At 63.1% G+C, this 13,784-nt stretch carries 14 protein-coding genes; 7 read left to right on the forward strand and 7 right to left on the reverse strand.

Annotated elements, in window-relative coordinates; genetic code table 11:
- Positions 1-6: 6 nt before the first annotated feature.
- The 6 genes from CDV44_RS17750 to CDV44_RS17775 all read left to right on the forward strand — a co-directional run bounded on the left by CDV44_RS17750 (position 7) and on the right by CDV44_RS17775 (position 6,761).
- Positions 7-1,143: an MBL fold metallo-hydrolase gene (locus CDV44_RS17750; RefSeq protein ID WP_087689231.1), complete on the forward strand. Its 1,137-nt coding sequence runs from the start codon at positions 7-9 to the stop codon at positions 1,141-1,143.
- A gap of 90 nt (positions 1,144-1,233) precedes the next feature.
- Positions 1,234-2,364: a tRNA guanosine(34) transglycosylase Tgt gene (tgt, locus tag CDV44_RS17755; RefSeq protein WP_058377492.1), complete on the forward strand. Its 1,131-nt coding sequence runs from the start codon at positions 1,234-1,236 to the stop codon at positions 2,362-2,364.
- 228 nt (positions 2,365-2,592) lie between these two features.
- A complete protein-coding gene (gene yajC, locus CDV44_RS17760; protein WP_233179920.1) occupies positions 2,593-2,859 on the forward strand; it encodes a preprotein translocase subunit YajC in 267 nt (88 codons plus the stop codon).
- Between the two features lie 137 nt (positions 2,860-2,996).
- A complete protein-coding gene (secD, locus tag CDV44_RS17765) occupies positions 2,997-4,889 on the forward strand; it encodes a protein translocase subunit SecD (RefSeq protein WP_087689232.1) in 1,893 nt (630 codons plus the stop codon).
- Positions 4,890-4,913: 24 nt separating this feature from the next.
- Positions 4,914-5,891: a protein translocase subunit SecF gene (gene secF, locus CDV44_RS17770; protein WP_087689234.1), complete on the forward strand. Its 978-nt coding sequence runs from the start codon at positions 4,914-4,916 to the stop codon at positions 5,889-5,891.
- Between the two features lie 183 nt (positions 5,892-6,074).
- Positions 6,075-6,761 carry a cytochrome b/b6 domain-containing protein gene (locus CDV44_RS17775; RefSeq protein WP_087689236.1) on the forward strand — a complete coding sequence of 229 codons (687 nt, stop codon included), beginning with the start codon at positions 6,075-6,077 and terminating at the stop codon, positions 6,759-6,761.
- 159 nt (positions 6,762-6,920) lie between these two features.
- On the opposite strand, the gene CDV44_RS17780 is transcribed toward CDV44_RS17775, so the two are convergent.
- Together CDV44_RS17780 and purB are read right to left on the reverse strand one after the other, a co-directional pair.
- Positions 6,921-7,370: a cytochrome c gene (locus CDV44_RS17780; RefSeq protein WP_087689238.1), complete on the reverse strand. Its 450-nt coding sequence runs from the start codon at positions 7,368-7,370 to the stop codon at positions 6,921-6,923.
- Positions 7,371-7,494: 124 nt separating this feature from the next.
- The gene (gene purB / locus CDV44_RS17785) at positions 7,495-8,868 is read right to left on the reverse strand and encodes an adenylosuccinate lyase (RefSeq protein ID WP_058380106.1); all 1,374 of its coding nucleotides are present in this window, start codon (positions 8,866-8,868) and stop codon (positions 7,495-7,497) included.
- Positions 8,869-9,142: 274 nt separating this feature from the next.
- On the opposite strand from purB, the gene CDV44_RS17790 reads away from it, so the two are divergent.
- Positions 9,143-9,751 (forward strand): glutathione S-transferase family protein, encoded by a 609-nt coding sequence (locus tag CDV44_RS17790; protein WP_087689239.1) that lies wholly within the window; start codon positions 9,143-9,145, stop codon positions 9,749-9,751.
- A 130-nt stretch (positions 9,752-9,881) separates the two neighbouring features.
- Here the strand turns inward: CDV44_RS17790 and CDV44_RS17795 are convergent, their stop codons facing one another.
- Genes CDV44_RS17795 through sctR form a run of 5 tightly spaced genes read right to left on the reverse strand, consistent with a single transcriptional unit; the run spans position 9,882 to position 13,688 of the window.
- The gene (locus tag CDV44_RS17795) at positions 9,882-10,787 is read right to left on the reverse strand and encodes a lytic transglycosylase domain-containing protein (protein ID WP_249277612.1); all 906 of its coding nucleotides are present in this window, start codon (positions 10,785-10,787) and stop codon (positions 9,882-9,884) included.
- The gene (locus tag CDV44_RS17800) at positions 10,784-11,866 is read right to left on the reverse strand and encodes an EscU/YscU/HrcU family type III secretion system export apparatus switch protein (RefSeq protein ID WP_087689241.1); all 1,083 of its coding nucleotides are present in this window, start codon (positions 11,864-11,866) and stop codon (positions 10,784-10,786) included. Before CDV44_RS17800 ends, CDV44_RS17795 begins: the two co-directional genes overlap by 4 nt.
- 6 nt (positions 11,867-11,872) lie before the next feature.
- Positions 11,873-12,754 (reverse strand): type III secretion system export apparatus subunit SctT, encoded by an 882-nt coding sequence (gene sctT, locus CDV44_RS17805; protein ID WP_249277613.1) that lies wholly within the window; start codon positions 12,752-12,754, stop codon positions 11,873-11,875.
- The gene (sctS, locus tag CDV44_RS17810; protein ID WP_087689243.1) at positions 12,751-13,017 is read right to left on the reverse strand and encodes a type III secretion system export apparatus subunit SctS; all 267 of its coding nucleotides are present in this window, start codon (positions 13,015-13,017) and stop codon (positions 12,751-12,753) included. Before sctS ends, sctT begins: the two co-directional genes overlap by 4 nt.
- Positions 13,018-13,037: 20 nt before the next feature.
- The gene (gene sctR / locus CDV44_RS17815; RefSeq protein ID WP_058377482.1) at positions 13,038-13,688 is read right to left on the reverse strand and encodes a type III secretion system export apparatus subunit SctR; all 651 of its coding nucleotides are present in this window, start codon (positions 13,686-13,688) and stop codon (positions 13,038-13,040) included.
- Positions 13,689-13,784 lie beyond the last annotated feature (96 nt).

Consider the following 13,784-nt stretch of genomic DNA (forward strand, 5'->3'; position numbering starts at 1 on the left):
TCTTTCATGCCAGCCCCTGCTTCTTGCTCTTCGCTGCATTTGCGGCATTCCTCGTACACCACTTGTTTCTCCCATCACCGTCGTTCTCGCCAGCGCTCGCTCGCAAGCGTTCTCGCTAGCTTCGCCGCCAGCGTCGCGATGGCGGTCACGATGACGATCGGACTGATGGTCGCGTTATGCGGTCCCGCCAACGCGTCCGTGGCCGGGGCGCACCTTCCTGCCCCCGCATCCACACCGGCAACGCCATCGGCGCCTTGTCCGTCCACCTCCGCGCTCGACGGACAAGGCTTTGCCATCGAACGCCTCGATGAACACCACTACGCCATCCATGAGCCGGGGTACTGGCAGCGCAACGTCGCGTATCTGATCGTCGGGAGTGAGCGCGCCCTGTTGTTCGACCCGGGCGGCAGCGCCGGCAAGGATATTCGCCGCGCGATTGCGCATCTGACGGACAAGCCGATTCTGGTACTCCCGTCGCATCTGCACTTCGATCACATCGGTGGTCTTAAGCACTTCGATGACATTGCCCTCATCGACCTGCCCTTCACCCGCCAGCTCATCGGCGACGACGGCCGCGTGCGGGTGCCCGCAGAGATACACCTCGGCAAGCGCGAAGGCTTTGATCCGCCCCCGTTTCGCGTGACCCAGTGGCTCGCCCCGGGGCATGCAATCGAACTCGGCGGCCTGACACTCGATGTGCTCTCCCTGCCCGGCCATAGCGCCGACTCCACCGCGCTGATCGAGCGCAACGGCAATCGCATCTGGACCGGCGATCATCTCTACGCAGGGGAGTTGCTGGCACATCTTCCCGGCAGTGACGTGAAGCAGTACCTCGTCTCACACCGCAAGCTGCTGGAATACGTAGACACCAATACGCGGATCTTCGGTGGACACAATGGCGTGCCGGCTCACTGCGATCGCAACGAAAGCACCGGTCCCAATGCTGGCGAAGACATCGCCGTCACCGTGCTGCGCCGGGGCGATGCCTTTGCATTCGCCGAAGCGCTTGAGCGGGCGGTCGTTCGCGAGGACGACACCTCGGGCGGAACGCCCATGGAAGATGCGTTCGGGCGCGGTGTGCGCTACCCCATCAACGAGCATATGACGCTTATCGAACCTGCAAGGCCCGAGCCGGTACAATAGCGGCCTGGCCGCGCATGGGGCGCGTGCCGCTTTATCCCGTCCCGTGCGGGCGCCGGCTTGTTTTGCCGGTGGTGCCGGGGCGCAAGACACATGCTCAAGTTCGAACTCATCACCACCGACGGACAAGCCCGTCGGGGGCGCGTCACGCTCAATCACGGCGTGGTCGAAACGCCCATCTTCATGCCCGTGGGCACTTACGGCTCGGTCAAGGCGATGTCGCCCGTCGAGCTGGTCGAAAACAACGCCCAGATCATCCTCGGCAATACGTTCCACCTGTGGCTGCGCCCGGGTCTGGAGACGATTGCCGCGCACGGCGGACTGCACAAGTTCATGGGCTGGGACAAGCCGATCCTGACCGATTCGGGCGGTTTTCAGGTCTTCAGCCTCGGTGAACTGCGCAAAATCAGCGAAGAAGGCGTGAAATTCGCCTCGCCAGTCAACGGCGACCGGCTTTTCCTCTCCCCTGAAATCTCGATGCAGATTCAGCGCGTGCTGAATTCGGACATCGTCATGCAGTTCGACGAGTGCACGCCGTACGAGATCGACGGCCGTCCGGCCACCGAAACCGAAGCCGGTCAGTCGATGCGCATGTCGATGCGCTGGGCCAAGCGCTCGATCGACGAATTCAACAAACTGGAAAATCCGAACGCCCTGTTCGGCATCGTGCAGGGCGGGATGTACGAGAACCTGCGCGACGAGTCGCTCGCCGGGCTGTCGGAATTGCCGTTCCACGGCTACGCCATCGGCGGATTGTCGGTCGGCGAGCCGAAGGAAGACATGATGCGCGTGCTCAACCACGTCGCGCCGCGCCTGCCGGCGGACAAGCCGCATTACCTGATGGGCGTGGGCACACCGGAAGATCTGGTGGCAGGCGTGGCCGCAGGTGTGGACATGTTCGATTGCGTCATGCCCACCCGCAATGCGCGTAATGGCTGGCTGTTCACCCGATTTGGTGATCTGAAAATTCGTAACGCGTCGCACAAGACCGACACGCGTCCGCTGGACGAAACTTGCGGCTGTTACGCCTGTCGAAACTTCTCGCGCGCCTATCTGCACCACTTGCAGCGAGCCGGGGAGATTCTGGGCGCGCGGCTCAACACCATCCACAACCTGCATTACTATCTGACGCTGATGCAGGAAATCCGGGATGCCATCGAGGCCCACCGTTTCGACGCTTTCGTCGCCCAATTCCGGGCCGATCGCGCGCGCGGCGTGCAGTGACGGCCGGCGCCTGAGGCTCAGGCACCGAATCCCCGGGGGAATGGGGTCGGGCGGTGGTAAAATGCCGGGCTTGGATCCTGCATCCTCGCACCGAAACACATGCCGCGCGTGACCGGACAACCGGCCACACGCGGCTTTTACACGTCTTACACATAAGGAGAACCGAACGTGCTGATTTCAGAAGCCTTCGCCCAGACGGCTGGCGCCGCCAGCTCGACCAGCAACCTGATGAGCTTCCTGCCGCTCGTACTGATGTTCGTGGTGCTGTACTTCATCATGATCCGTCCGCAGATGAAGCGTCAGAAAGAAACCCGCAACATGCTGGCAGCGCTCGCCAAGGGCGACGAAGTCGTGACCTCGGGCGGCCTCGCCGGTCGTATCTCGAAGGTCGGTGAGACCTTCGTGACCGTTGAGATCGCCGAGAACGTCGAGATCAACGTGCAAAAGGGCGCTATCACGACCCTGCTGCCGAAGGGCACCATCAAGGCGCTCTGATCCTTCGCGCAACCGCACGCGGCCGCCATTACCGGCGGCCGCAGCGCATGGCGGTACCGGCCCTTCGGGGCACCGGTACCGCCATGCGTCCGGTCTGAAGCACGGTTTGCCACGAGGCATCACCCTAGCCCGCCGCTATGAATCGCTATCCTCTCTGGAAATACATCGTCATTCTGGTGGCTCTTGCCATCGGGGTGCTCTACACGCTGCCGAACCTGTTCGGTGAAACACCCGCGGTACAGATTTCCAGCGTCAAGGCGACCGTCAAGGTCGACCCCTCGACGCTCGCGCGCGCTGAAGACGCGCTCAAGGCGCAGAACATTACCTATCAAGGGGCAGTGTTCGACAGCACCGGTAGCAACCCGAGCGTGCGTATCCGCTTCTCGGATACCGACACGCAGCTGCGCGCCAAAGACCTTCTCCAGACGTCGCTGAACGCCGACCCCACCGACCCGACCTATGTCGTCGCGCTGAACCTGCTCTCGGCTTCGCCCTCGTGGCTGACCAAGATGCACGCGCTGCCGATGTACCTCGGTCTCGACCTGCGTGGCGGTGTGCACTTTCTGTTGCAAGTGGACATGGCCGGCGCCATCACGAAGCGTCTCGACGCCTCGGCCGCCGACGCCCGTGCCCTGCTGCGCGACAAGAACGTCCGCCACAACGGTGTGACGCGCACGGACAGCGGCATCGAAGTCGCCTTCACGAGTCAGGATGAAGCCGATCGCGCCCGCGGCGTGCTCGCCGATGGTCTGCCCGATCTCACCTACACCACGCAAGCCGGTCCTAACGGCACGTTCAAGGTCGTGGGTGCGTTCACCGAAGCGGCCCGCCGCGCGGTGCAGGACAACGCCGTCAAGCAGAACATCGTCACGCTGCATAACCGCGTGAACGAACTCGGCGTGGCCGAGCCGGTGATCCAGCAGGAAGGCCCGGACCGTATCGTCGTGCAATTGCCGGGCGTGCAGGACACCGCCAAGGCGAAGGACATCATCGGCCGTACGGCAACGCTCGAAGCCCGTCTGGCAGACCCGGACGCGCCGCGTCTCGTAACCGCCGACACGCCGGTGCCGCCGCAGGACGAACTGTTCCTGCATGGCAATGGCGCGCCGGTGCTGCTCAAGCGTTCGGTGATCTTCAGCGGCGATCGCATCACCAGCGCCGCCGCCGGCTTCGACGATCACCAGCAACCGTCGGTGAACATCAAGCTCGACGCCGCCGGTGGCCGTGTGCTGCGCGACGTGTCGCGCGACAACATCGGCAAGCCGATGGCCATCGTGCTGTTCGAAAAGGGCAAGGGCGAAGTGCTGACGGTGGCGAACATCCGCAGCGAACTGGGTCAGAGCTTCCAGATCACCGGCATGGGCTCGGCACAGGGTGCCAACGATCTGGCGCTGCTGCTGCGCGCCGGTTCGCTGGCTGCGCCGATGGAAATCATCGAAGAACGTACGATCGGCCCGAGCCTCGGTGCCGATAACGTGCAAAAGGGTGTGGATTCGGTGCTGTACGGCCTGATCGCCATCGCCCTGTTCATGATGATGTACTACATGCTGTTCGGCGTGTTCTCGGTGATCGCTCTGCTGTTCAACCTGCTGCTGCTCGTCGCCATGCTGTCGCTGTTGCAGGCCACGCTCACGCTGCCGGGTATTGCCGCTATCGCGCTCACGCTCGGTATGGCCATCGACGCCAACGTGCTGATCAACGAGCGGATTCGTGAAGAACTGCGGGCCGGCGCTTCGGCGCAAAAGGCCATTTCGCTGGGCTTCGAACACGCCTGGGCCACGATTCTGGACTCGAACGTGACCACGCTGATCGCCGGTCTGGCGCTGCTGGCCTTCGGTTCGGGCCCGGTGCGCGCGTTTGCCGTGGTGCACTGCCTGGGTATCCTGACCTCGATGTTCTCTGCCGTGTTCTTCTCGCGCGGCCTGGTCAACCTGTGGTACGGCGGCCGTCGCAAGCTCAAATCGCTGGCGATCGGTCAAGTCTGGCGCCCGGACGGTGCGAAGAACGCACCCGACGCAGGCGAGCAATAACCGCAGGCGCGAGAGGAAACAGTCATGGAATTTTTCCGTATCAAGAAAGACGTGCCGTTCATGCGGCATGCCCTGATCTTCAACGTTATTTCGGCGCTGACATTTGTCGCGGCCGTGTTCTTCCTGCTCACACGCGGTCTGCATCTGTCGATCGAGTTCACGGGCGGGACGGTCATGGAAGTGGCCTACACGCAAGCGGCCGATCTCGAGAAGATTCGCGGCGAAGTCGGCAAGCTCGGCTATCGCGACGTGCAGGTGCAGAGTTTCGGCACCTCGCGCGACGTGATGATCCGTCTGCCGATTCAGACCGGCACGGACGGCAAGCAAGTCACCAGCGCCCAGCAGAGCGACGCCGTCATGAGCGCGCTCAAGGCTGACGCGCCCGACGTGCAGCTGCGCCGGGTGGAATTCGTCGGCCCGCAGATCGGCCACGAGCTCTTTACCGACGGGTTGCTCGCACTGACGTTCGTGGTGGTCGGCATCATCATCTACCTGTCGTTCCGCTTCGAATGGAAATTCGCCGTGGCCGGCGTGATCGCCAACTTGCACGACGTGGTGATCATTCTCGGCTTCTTCGCGTACTTCCAGTGGGAGTTCTCGCTGGCGGTGCTTGCGGGGGTGCTGGCGGTGCTCGGCTACTCGGTGAACGAATCTGTCGTTATCTTCGACCGGATTCGCGAAACCTTCCGCAAGATGCGCAAGGCCACCGTGCAGGAAGTGATCGATCACGCCATTACGACGACCATGTCGCGTACGATCATCACCCACGCCAGTACGGAAATGATGGTGCTGTCGATGTTCTTCTTCGGCGGCCAGACGCTGCACTACTTCGCACTGGCACTGACCGTGGGTATTCTGTTCGGTATCTACTCGTCGGTGTTCGTGGCAGCAGCGCTTGCGATGTGGTTCGGCGTGAAGCGCGAAGACCTCATCAAGCACAACAGCAAGGACGAAGAAGAAGGTTCCGATCGTAACGATCCGAACTTTGGCGCACGAGTCTGACGCGGCTCGCGTTGCCACTTGTCACTTGTCTGAAAAAACCGCCGGCCTGTCCGGCGGTTTTTTTTCGCTTGCGTTCGTCGACCCGAATGTCGAACCCAATACGTGCGCGCGCCACGGGCTTGCGGTAATCTCGCGAGATTCGTCGCTTACGACTATCTACAACATTCCCCGACATCCCTCGCCATGAAGCCGATCCGCATCTGGGACCTGCCCACCCGTCTCTTCCACTGGTCGTTTGTCGTGCTGGCGGTCACCGCCTACGTCACCGCCAAGACCGGTGGCAACGCGATGATCTATCACTTCTGGTGCGGCTACGCGATTCTCGCGTTGCTGATCTTCCGGCTGGTCTGGGGGCTCGTGGGCCCGCGTTATGCGCGTTTTTGCGACTTCATGACCGGTCCACGGACGTTTTTCCGGTCATTGCGCACGCCTGCTGCCACCGACGCGCGCTTTGCCGGGCACACGCCGCTCGGCGGGCTGTCGGTCATTGCCATGCTGCTGTTCTTCGGCATTCAGGTCGTGCTTGGGCTGTTCTCGAACGACGACATTTTCAACGACGGCCCGCTCGTCAAGTTCATCGACAAGGACCTGAGCGACACGCTCACCGGCTGGCACCAGCTCAACCAGTGGGTACTGATCGGGCTGGTGGTGCTGCATGTGCTGGCGATTCTCTACTATCGCTTCGGCAAGAAGAAAGACCTGATCACGCCCATGATCGTCGGCGACAAGCCGCTCGCCACGCCCGCCCGCCCTGCCCGCGACGACTGGCGCGTGCGCACCGGCGCGCTGGTGCTGATCGTGCTGGCGTCGGCGCTGGTGTACCGCATCGTCCATCTCACGCCGGCCGTGGCGTCGCTGCCGTCGTACTGATTTCGCGGGGGCTTTGGCCGAAGTCTGTCCTCACATCGCCCGAGCGTCGTCATCAGACAAAAAAAGACCGGTGCCCTCACGGGGACCGGTCTTTTTCTTTGGCAGCCTCAGACGGCAAAAGCCGCCCCACACATGCCGCAAATCGGCTGACTGACTGACTTACTTCGCGCGGAAGTTGTCGTGGCAGCTCTTGCAGGTCTGTGCAGCGTCGCCGAAGGCCTTCTTGATCGATGCCAGATCGCCGCCCTTGGCCACCGTGTTCAATTGCGCCACGGCCGTTTCCATCTTCTCCTGCGCTTGCTGGAACTTCACCTTGTCGGTGAAGACTTCCGGCTTGGCCTTGCTCTTTGCCGTGGTCTGACCGCCTTCGAAGGCGGGCCACGGCAGCTTCGAGAGCGTGGCGACGAGTTCGGCGTTCTTGGCCACGTCGTCCTTGTTGAACGGCGCGTCGCCCTTGACGACCGCACCGATGCGGCCGAAGTGGTTACCGAGCAGGAACAGGGCCGACTGGCGGTACTCCACAGCGTCGTCGGGCTTGGCGAACTGCGCGTGCGAGAGCGCCGGGACCAGAGCCGCGGCGAGGGTAGCGAGAGCAAGGGCGAGCTTCATTTCTGGGGATTCTCCTTTTGAGTTATGCGGCCATGATACACATCTCGTCAGTACCCCGTATGACATGCAAAAAGGGCCGCATCAGCGGCCCTTTTCTTTTCCAGCATGCGACGTGTCTGACGCGTCAGACGCGCTTGGCAAGCGACTCGGCAATACCGATGTAGTTTGCCGGCGTCATTTCCAGCAGAAGCGCCTTGGCATCTTCCGGAATCGCCAGTTGCTTGATGAAGGTTTGCAGCGCTTCACGGGTAATGCCCTTGCCGCGCGTGAGTTCCTTCAGTTGCTCGTACGGGTTGGGCACACCGAAGCGGCGCATCACCGTCTGCACTGGCTCGGCCAGCACTTCCCACGTGTTGTCCAGATCTTCGTTCAGACGTTGCGGGTTGACTTCGAGCTTGGCCAGACCGCGCAGGCACGAGTCGTACGCGAGCAGGCTGTAGCCGAACGCCACGCCGATGTTGCGCAGCACGGTCGAGTCGGTCAGGTCACGCTGCCAGCGCGACACCGGCAGCTTCTCGGCCAGATGGTGGAGCACGGCGTTGGCCAGACCCAGATTGCCTTCCGAGTTTTCGAAGTCGATCGGGTTGACCTTGTGCGGCATGGTCGACGAGCCGATTTCGCCGGCCTTCGTCTTCTGCTTGAAGTAGCCGACCGAGATGTAACCCCAGACGTCGCGGTTCAGGTCGAGCAGGATCGTGTTGGCACGCGCCACGGCGTCGAACAACTCGGCCATGTAGTCGTGCGGCTCGATCTGGATCGTGTACGGGTTGAACGTGAGGCCCAGACGCTGCTCGATGACGGCCTTCGAGAAGGCTTCCCAGTCGTATGTCGGGTAAGCCGACAGGTGGGCGTTGTAGTTACCCACGGCACCGTTCATCTTGGCGAGCAGCTCGACGCGGCGCACGCGCTCGAGCGCACGGGCCAGACGCACGGCCACGTTGGCCAGTTCCTTGCCCAGCGTGGTCGGCGAAGCCGGCTGACCGTGGGTGCGCGAGAGCATCGGCTGCGATGCGTGTTCGCGGGCCAGTTCGCTCAGCTTGGCCACCAGCGATTCGAGCGCGGGCACGATCACCTTGTCGCGCGCGCCCTTGATCATCAGGCCGTGCGAGGTGTTGTTGATGTCTTCCGACGTGCAGGCGAAGTGGATGAACTCGCTGGCCTTCTCGAGTTCGGCCTGACCCTGCACCTTCTCCTTGAGCCAGTATTCGACAGCCTTCACATCGTGGTTGGTGACCTTCTCGATGTCCTTGATGCGCTGCGCATCGGCGTTCGAGAAGTTGGCCGCCAGATCCAGCAGGAATTTCTCCGCTTCCGCCGAGAACGGGGCGATCTCAGCGAAACCGGCCTTCGACAGGGCGATCAGCCAATGGATTTCGACCGTCACGCGATGGCGCATGAAAGCGGCTTCGGACAGCCACGGACGCAGGGCGTCGGTCTTGCTGGCATAGCGGCCGTCGAGCGGGGAAAGCGCGGTCAAGGGGGAGAATTCGTCGGACATGGCACTGGGCACCGAAAAAGAAAACCGGGGAGCCGGCGAGGCCTGCCGCAGCACCCGCACGAGCCCGGCCGTCCCCATGGGGGAGCCCGGAACACCGCGCGACGCCGGCCAAACCTTGCAAAACGGAAACGCCAACTCGGAAAGGCCAATATTTTACCATTGCCCGCCCGGTTCACGCCCTTTCCGCTCCCGGCGGGGCTGCCCGGGGCGCTACGCGATGCCCCGGGCAGCACGTTATACTCTGCGGCGCTATTGCGATTTATCAAGGATTCACATGAAGTTGATCGGTGCCCTCGCCAGCCCTTACGTTCGAAAAGTCCGCATCGTGCTTGCGGAAAAGAAGCTCGATTACAAGCTTGAGCTAGAGAACGTGTGGGCCGACGACACCCGCATCCAGCAGTCCAACCCGCTGGCCAAGGTGCCATGTCTGGTGATGGAAGACGGGGAAGCCGTCTTCGATTCGCGGGTGATTTGCGAGTATCTCGACACGCTCTCGCCGGTGGGCAAGCTCATTCCCCCTTCGGGCCGCGAACGCGCCGAGGTGCGGGTGTGGGAAGCGCTCGCCGACGGGGTGACCGACGCCGCCGTGCAGATTCGTGTCGAAATGAAGTTCCACGATGAGGCCACACGCTCACAAGCGCTCATCGACCGTCAGCGCAGCAAGATCGACGAGGCGCTGCGCGCCATGTCGCAGGGGCTCGATGACCGCCAATGGTGCGCGAGCAACCGCCTGACACTGGCCGATGTGGCTCTCGTCTGCGCGCTCGGCTTCCTTGACTTCCGCTTTCCGGAAATCGAATGGCGCCGCGACCACCCCAATCTCGAACGCCATTTCGAGCGCATGTCGGCACGCCCGTCGGTCGCCGACACGGCACCGGCGTAAGTCCCCATCCAAGGTCATCCAAGGTCATCCACGGCTATGCGCGACGCTGGCCGTGGCTGAGCGCATGACCGGCCGCGTGACCGGCGGTAACTCGCCATGACTAACCGGGCCTAACCGGGCCTAACCTTGCCTAACCGTGACTTGGCGGCCGCCGCTTGGCCGGTACGGCGACGGCCGGTGCGTCGCGGCCTTGCAAGGCCGCACCACCGTCTGGCGCGTCCGACGGACTACGCGTAATCAACGCGCCAAGCCCCCTCAGCAGTTGCCACGCCCGGGAATTCTCCGGCGGGGCCGCCGCAACGCCGACTTTGCGCGCGCTCACCGGTGCCCGCTCTGCGGCGGTCACCGGCACGCGGGCTGCCACCAGCCGCGAATAGCCGGCCATCACTTTTCGAACGTAACCCTGCGTTTCCGGGTATGGCGGAATTTTTCGCCCATACCGCAGCACCGCGCCCTCCCCCGCGTTGTACGCCGCCAGCGCCAACGACAAATCGCCGTCGAAGCGCGTGAGCAGCCATTGCAGGTACGTGGCGCCCGCGCGCAGGTTCTCGGCCGGATCTTCCAGACGACGAAATCCAAAGCGCGCGCCCGTCTGTGGCCGCACCTGCATCAGACCGATGGCGCCTTTGCGCGACACGGCCAGCGCGTCATATCCCGACTCCACGTTCACGATGGCATGCAGCAACGCGGCATCGAGCGACAGGTCGTTCGCCGTCGTCTGCACCAGCGCGTCGAACGGCAGGCTTGGCGACGGGGCGTCCTCAATTTCATCGTTTTGATCGCCTAACGCGTCAACGCCCGACGCCTCAGCCTCATGGGCAGACGCGCTTGCGGCGACAGGCGCGGCACGCCGTACCGGCACCTCGATGCCCGCTTCGGCCATGCGCGGATGCGAGGGCAGCGTCAGGCGGTCCTGCGCGGACTGCACCCCCAACGGCACGTGGATGAGCCCCACTGCCAGCACGACGCCGGGTACCCAGACCGGATACGTCATCCGTACCCGCCAGCGCCACACGTCAATCGTCGATCGCGTCACGACGCCTCTCCTTCGCCCGGCTTGACGCCCCCATTCACCTCATAGGGCAAATCGAGCGCAAGTCGCAGAATCGCTGCCACGACGTCGAAAAGATCCGACGGAATCGGGGCGTCGATAGCAACCTCTGCCATCAGCCGTCGCGCCACCGGAATGTGTTCGACCACCGGCACGCCTTCGCGCTCGGCTAACGCGACGATCGTGCGTGCGCGAGCGTCACGCCCCTTCTCGATCACACAGGGCACCGGCGTTTCTCCGGCCACATAACGCAGGCACACGGCCAGCCGCGTGGGGTTTCGCACCACCACCGTCGAGCGCTTTACATTGCTGGCGAGACTGCCGCTCTCGATCGTTTCCCGGTGAATTTCGCGGCGTTTGTGCTTGATCTCCGGATTGCCGTCGACCTCTTTGAATTCACGCTTGATCTCGTCATGCGACATCATCAGTTGCTTGTGAAGGTTGTATTTCTGATAGGCGAAATCGAGCGCACCAAACACCACGTACGCGATGATGAGCACCGACATCAGCCAGAACAGCAAGCGTGCCGTCAGCGTGAGGCCGCAGTCCGCGCCGCATTGCGGCAGCACGGCGAGCGACGGTGTGTACTGCCGGATCAGATAGAAAAACACCGTGCCGAGTACGCCGACCTTGAGTAACGACTTCGCAAACTCGAAGAGCGACTGCATCGAGAACAGTTGCTTGGCTTTGGCAATGGGATCGATGCGCTCGAATTTGGGCGTGATCGCGTCCGGTGCCACCAGCACGCCGATTTGCAACACCATGACGAGCCATGTGGTCACGATCAGCACCACGGCCAGCCCGCCGCAAAATCGCACGAGCAGCAGTAGCGACGGCACCAGCAGGCCGCGCACCGCTTCGCCGACGGGATCGCCCAGCACGAGCAACATCCGCTGCACGAGCCCCACACAGGCGCCGTACAACTCAGGCCCTTCGAAGACCAGCCAGGCGAGCACTACGCCGAGTTGCGCGCAAACCGCGAGGTCGGCGCTCTTCGCGACGCGCCCCTTCTTGCGCTCGTCCTGAATCTTCTTGGGGGTGGGCGGCTGATTCTTTTCGCTCATGGCCGCTCAGCCACTCCCCAAGGCAGTCACCACCCACGCCTGAAATATCTCGGGCAGCCGATACCAATAGCCCAACGGCACGGCAATGGCGAACGGCAGACTGGCCAGCGTGACGAGCAGCGCCATCGCACTCTTGACCGGCATGGCAAGGAAAAACACGTTGAGTTGCTGTGCAGCGCGATTGATGAAGCCCATCGCCATGTCGACCAGCACCATCACCACCATGGCGGGCAACGCCACCGCGACGCACATCGTCTGCATGGCCTGCCAGAGCGTGAGCAACCACGGCAGGCCCTGCGCTTGCCAACGCCATGACGTGCCGGGCGGCAATACGGCGTACGAGTCGTACAACGCCGCGAGCACCGAATGCGCTGCCGGCGTCACGAAGAACAGCACGCACAACATTTGGGTGAGCGCGATGCCGAAGATCGACGACTGGGCCCCCATGAGCGGATTGAGCACGCTCGCCATCGACGCACCGCGAATCGTATCGATCACGTAGCCGGTCATGTCGACCGCCCAGAAGGGCAGCGCGGCCGCAAAGCCGAGCAAGAGCCCGACGCTCAATTCCCCGAGGATCAACATCGCCCATGAGCCCCACTGCGGCGCGATGTCGAGGCCCACATGCACCAACGGCACGACGGGCAGCGCCAACGCCAGCACGAGCGCATTGCGGAGCATGCCGGCGCCGAGCATGCCTTGCGAGAACACCGGCAGCAGCATCGCCACGCCAAGCGGGCGCAGCGCCGCCACGCCCCACGCGAGCAGCCAGCCGGACAGGTCGCCCCAGAGCCGCATGAACAACGCATCGCCAGGTGCCGCCCCAAGTGCCTGTCCGATCGGTGACCCGAGTGCCGGGCCCAATATCGATGCGAGGGCGCCGGTCATTGCATTCGGCTGATCTGTTCGAATGCGCTGCCCGCGTAATTGAGCAGCACATTCCCCATCCAGCCATAGGTCGCCACCAGCGTGACCGACACCGCAAGGAGCTTGATCAGGAACTGCACGGTCTGGTCCTGCACCTGCGTGAGCGCCTGCACCAGCGACACGAACACCCCGACGGCCGATGCCACGATGACCGTGGGCAGCGACAGCAGCAGCGTGAGCCAGAGCATTTCGCTCGTGAATTTGACGACGATCGCTTCACTCATGCCAAATCACCCATACCGAATCACGCGTACGACAGCAGCAACTGGCGAACCAACTGCTCCCACCCGTTCATCATCACGAACACCAGCAGCTTGAACGGCAGCGCAATGGTCATGGGCGAGACCATCATCATCCCCATCGCCAGCAGGATGTTCGAGATCACCAGATCGATGACGACAAACGGCAGGTAGAGCAGCAGCCCGATCTTGAAGGCTTCGGCAAGCTGGCTCAGCGTGAACGCCGGCATCAGCACGAGCAAAGAATCGGGACCGATGCGGGCACGGTGCTTTTCAGGCCACGTATCGCTCGCAATTCCGGCGAAGAAGTCGCGCTGGCGTGGGTCGGTATGCCGCGTGAGAAAGGCGCGGTACGGCACCAGAATGCTGGCGTCGGCATCGGCCACCGCACTGGGCGAGGACAGCGCCACAGGACGTTTCGCGAGATTGGCTTCGATGTCGAAAACGACTGGCGCCATGATGAAACAAGTCAGCACGAGCGAAAGACCGTAGATGGCGATGTTGGGAGGAATTTGTTGCGTGCCGAGCGCATTGCGCAGCAAGGCGAACACGACGGCCAACTTCAGAAACGCCGTCCCGAGGACGACCAGCAGCGGCAGGATCGACAGCAGCGAGAGCAACACCACGAGCTGCACCGGGTGGTCGAGCAGGGACATACGGACTCCGTTGAATACCCGAGGCCGGCACGCGTGTGCGGCGTGGAAGTGCGGCAGCGTGCGAGCGCCTGACGATGCGGCGCGGCGTGTTCCGCA

This window comes from Pandoraea sp. PE-S2R-1 (assembly GCF_002179865.1).
Taxonomy (GTDB): Bacteria; Pseudomonadota; Gammaproteobacteria; order Burkholderiales; family Burkholderiaceae; genus Pandoraea.

Bases quoted from the DNA above. Each gene is read 5' to 3' on its own strand.
- CDV44_RS17750 (WP_087689231.1), top strand. From the start codon at position 7: ATGCCAGCCCCTGCTTCTTGCTCTTCGCTGCATTTGCGGCATTCCTCG.
- tgt (WP_058377492.1), top strand. From the start codon at position 1,234: ATGCTCAAGTTCGAACTCATCACCACCGACGGACAAGCCCGTCGGGGG.
- yajC (WP_233179920.1), top strand. From the start codon at position 2,593: ATGAGCTTCCTGCCGCTCGTACTGATGTTCGTGGTGCTGTACTTCATC.
- secD (WP_087689232.1), top strand. From the start codon at position 2,997: ATGAATCGCTATCCTCTCTGGAAATACATCGTCATTCTGGTGGCTCTT.
- secF (WP_087689234.1), top strand. From the start codon at position 4,914: ATGGAATTTTTCCGTATCAAGAAAGACGTGCCGTTCATGCGGCATGCC.
- CDV44_RS17775 (WP_087689236.1), top strand. From the start codon at position 6,075: ATGAAGCCGATCCGCATCTGGGACCTGCCCACCCGTCTCTTCCACTGG.
- CDV44_RS17780 (WP_087689238.1), bottom strand. From the start codon at position 7,370: ATGAAGCTCGCCCTTGCTCTCGCTACCCTCGCCGCGGCTCTGGTCCCG.
- purB (WP_058380106.1), bottom strand. From the start codon at position 8,868: ATGTCCGACGAATTCTCCCCCTTGACCGCGCTTTCCCCGCTCGACGGC.
- CDV44_RS17790 (WP_087689239.1), top strand. From the start codon at position 9,143: ATGAAGTTGATCGGTGCCCTCGCCAGCCCTTACGTTCGAAAAGTCCGC.
- CDV44_RS17800 (WP_087689241.1), bottom strand. From the start codon at position 11,866: ATGAGCGAAAAGAATCAGCCGCCCACCCCCAAGAAGATTCAGGACGAG.
- sctT (WP_249277613.1), bottom strand. From the start codon at position 12,754: ATGACCGGCGCCCTCGCATCGATATTGGGCCCGGCACTCGGGTCACCG.
- sctS (WP_087689243.1), bottom strand. From the start codon at position 13,017: ATGAGTGAAGCGATCGTCGTCAAATTCACGAGCGAAATGCTCTGGCTC.
- sctR (WP_058377482.1), bottom strand. From the start codon at position 13,688: ATGTCCCTGCTCGACCACCCGGTGCAGCTCGTGGTGTTGCTCTCGCTG.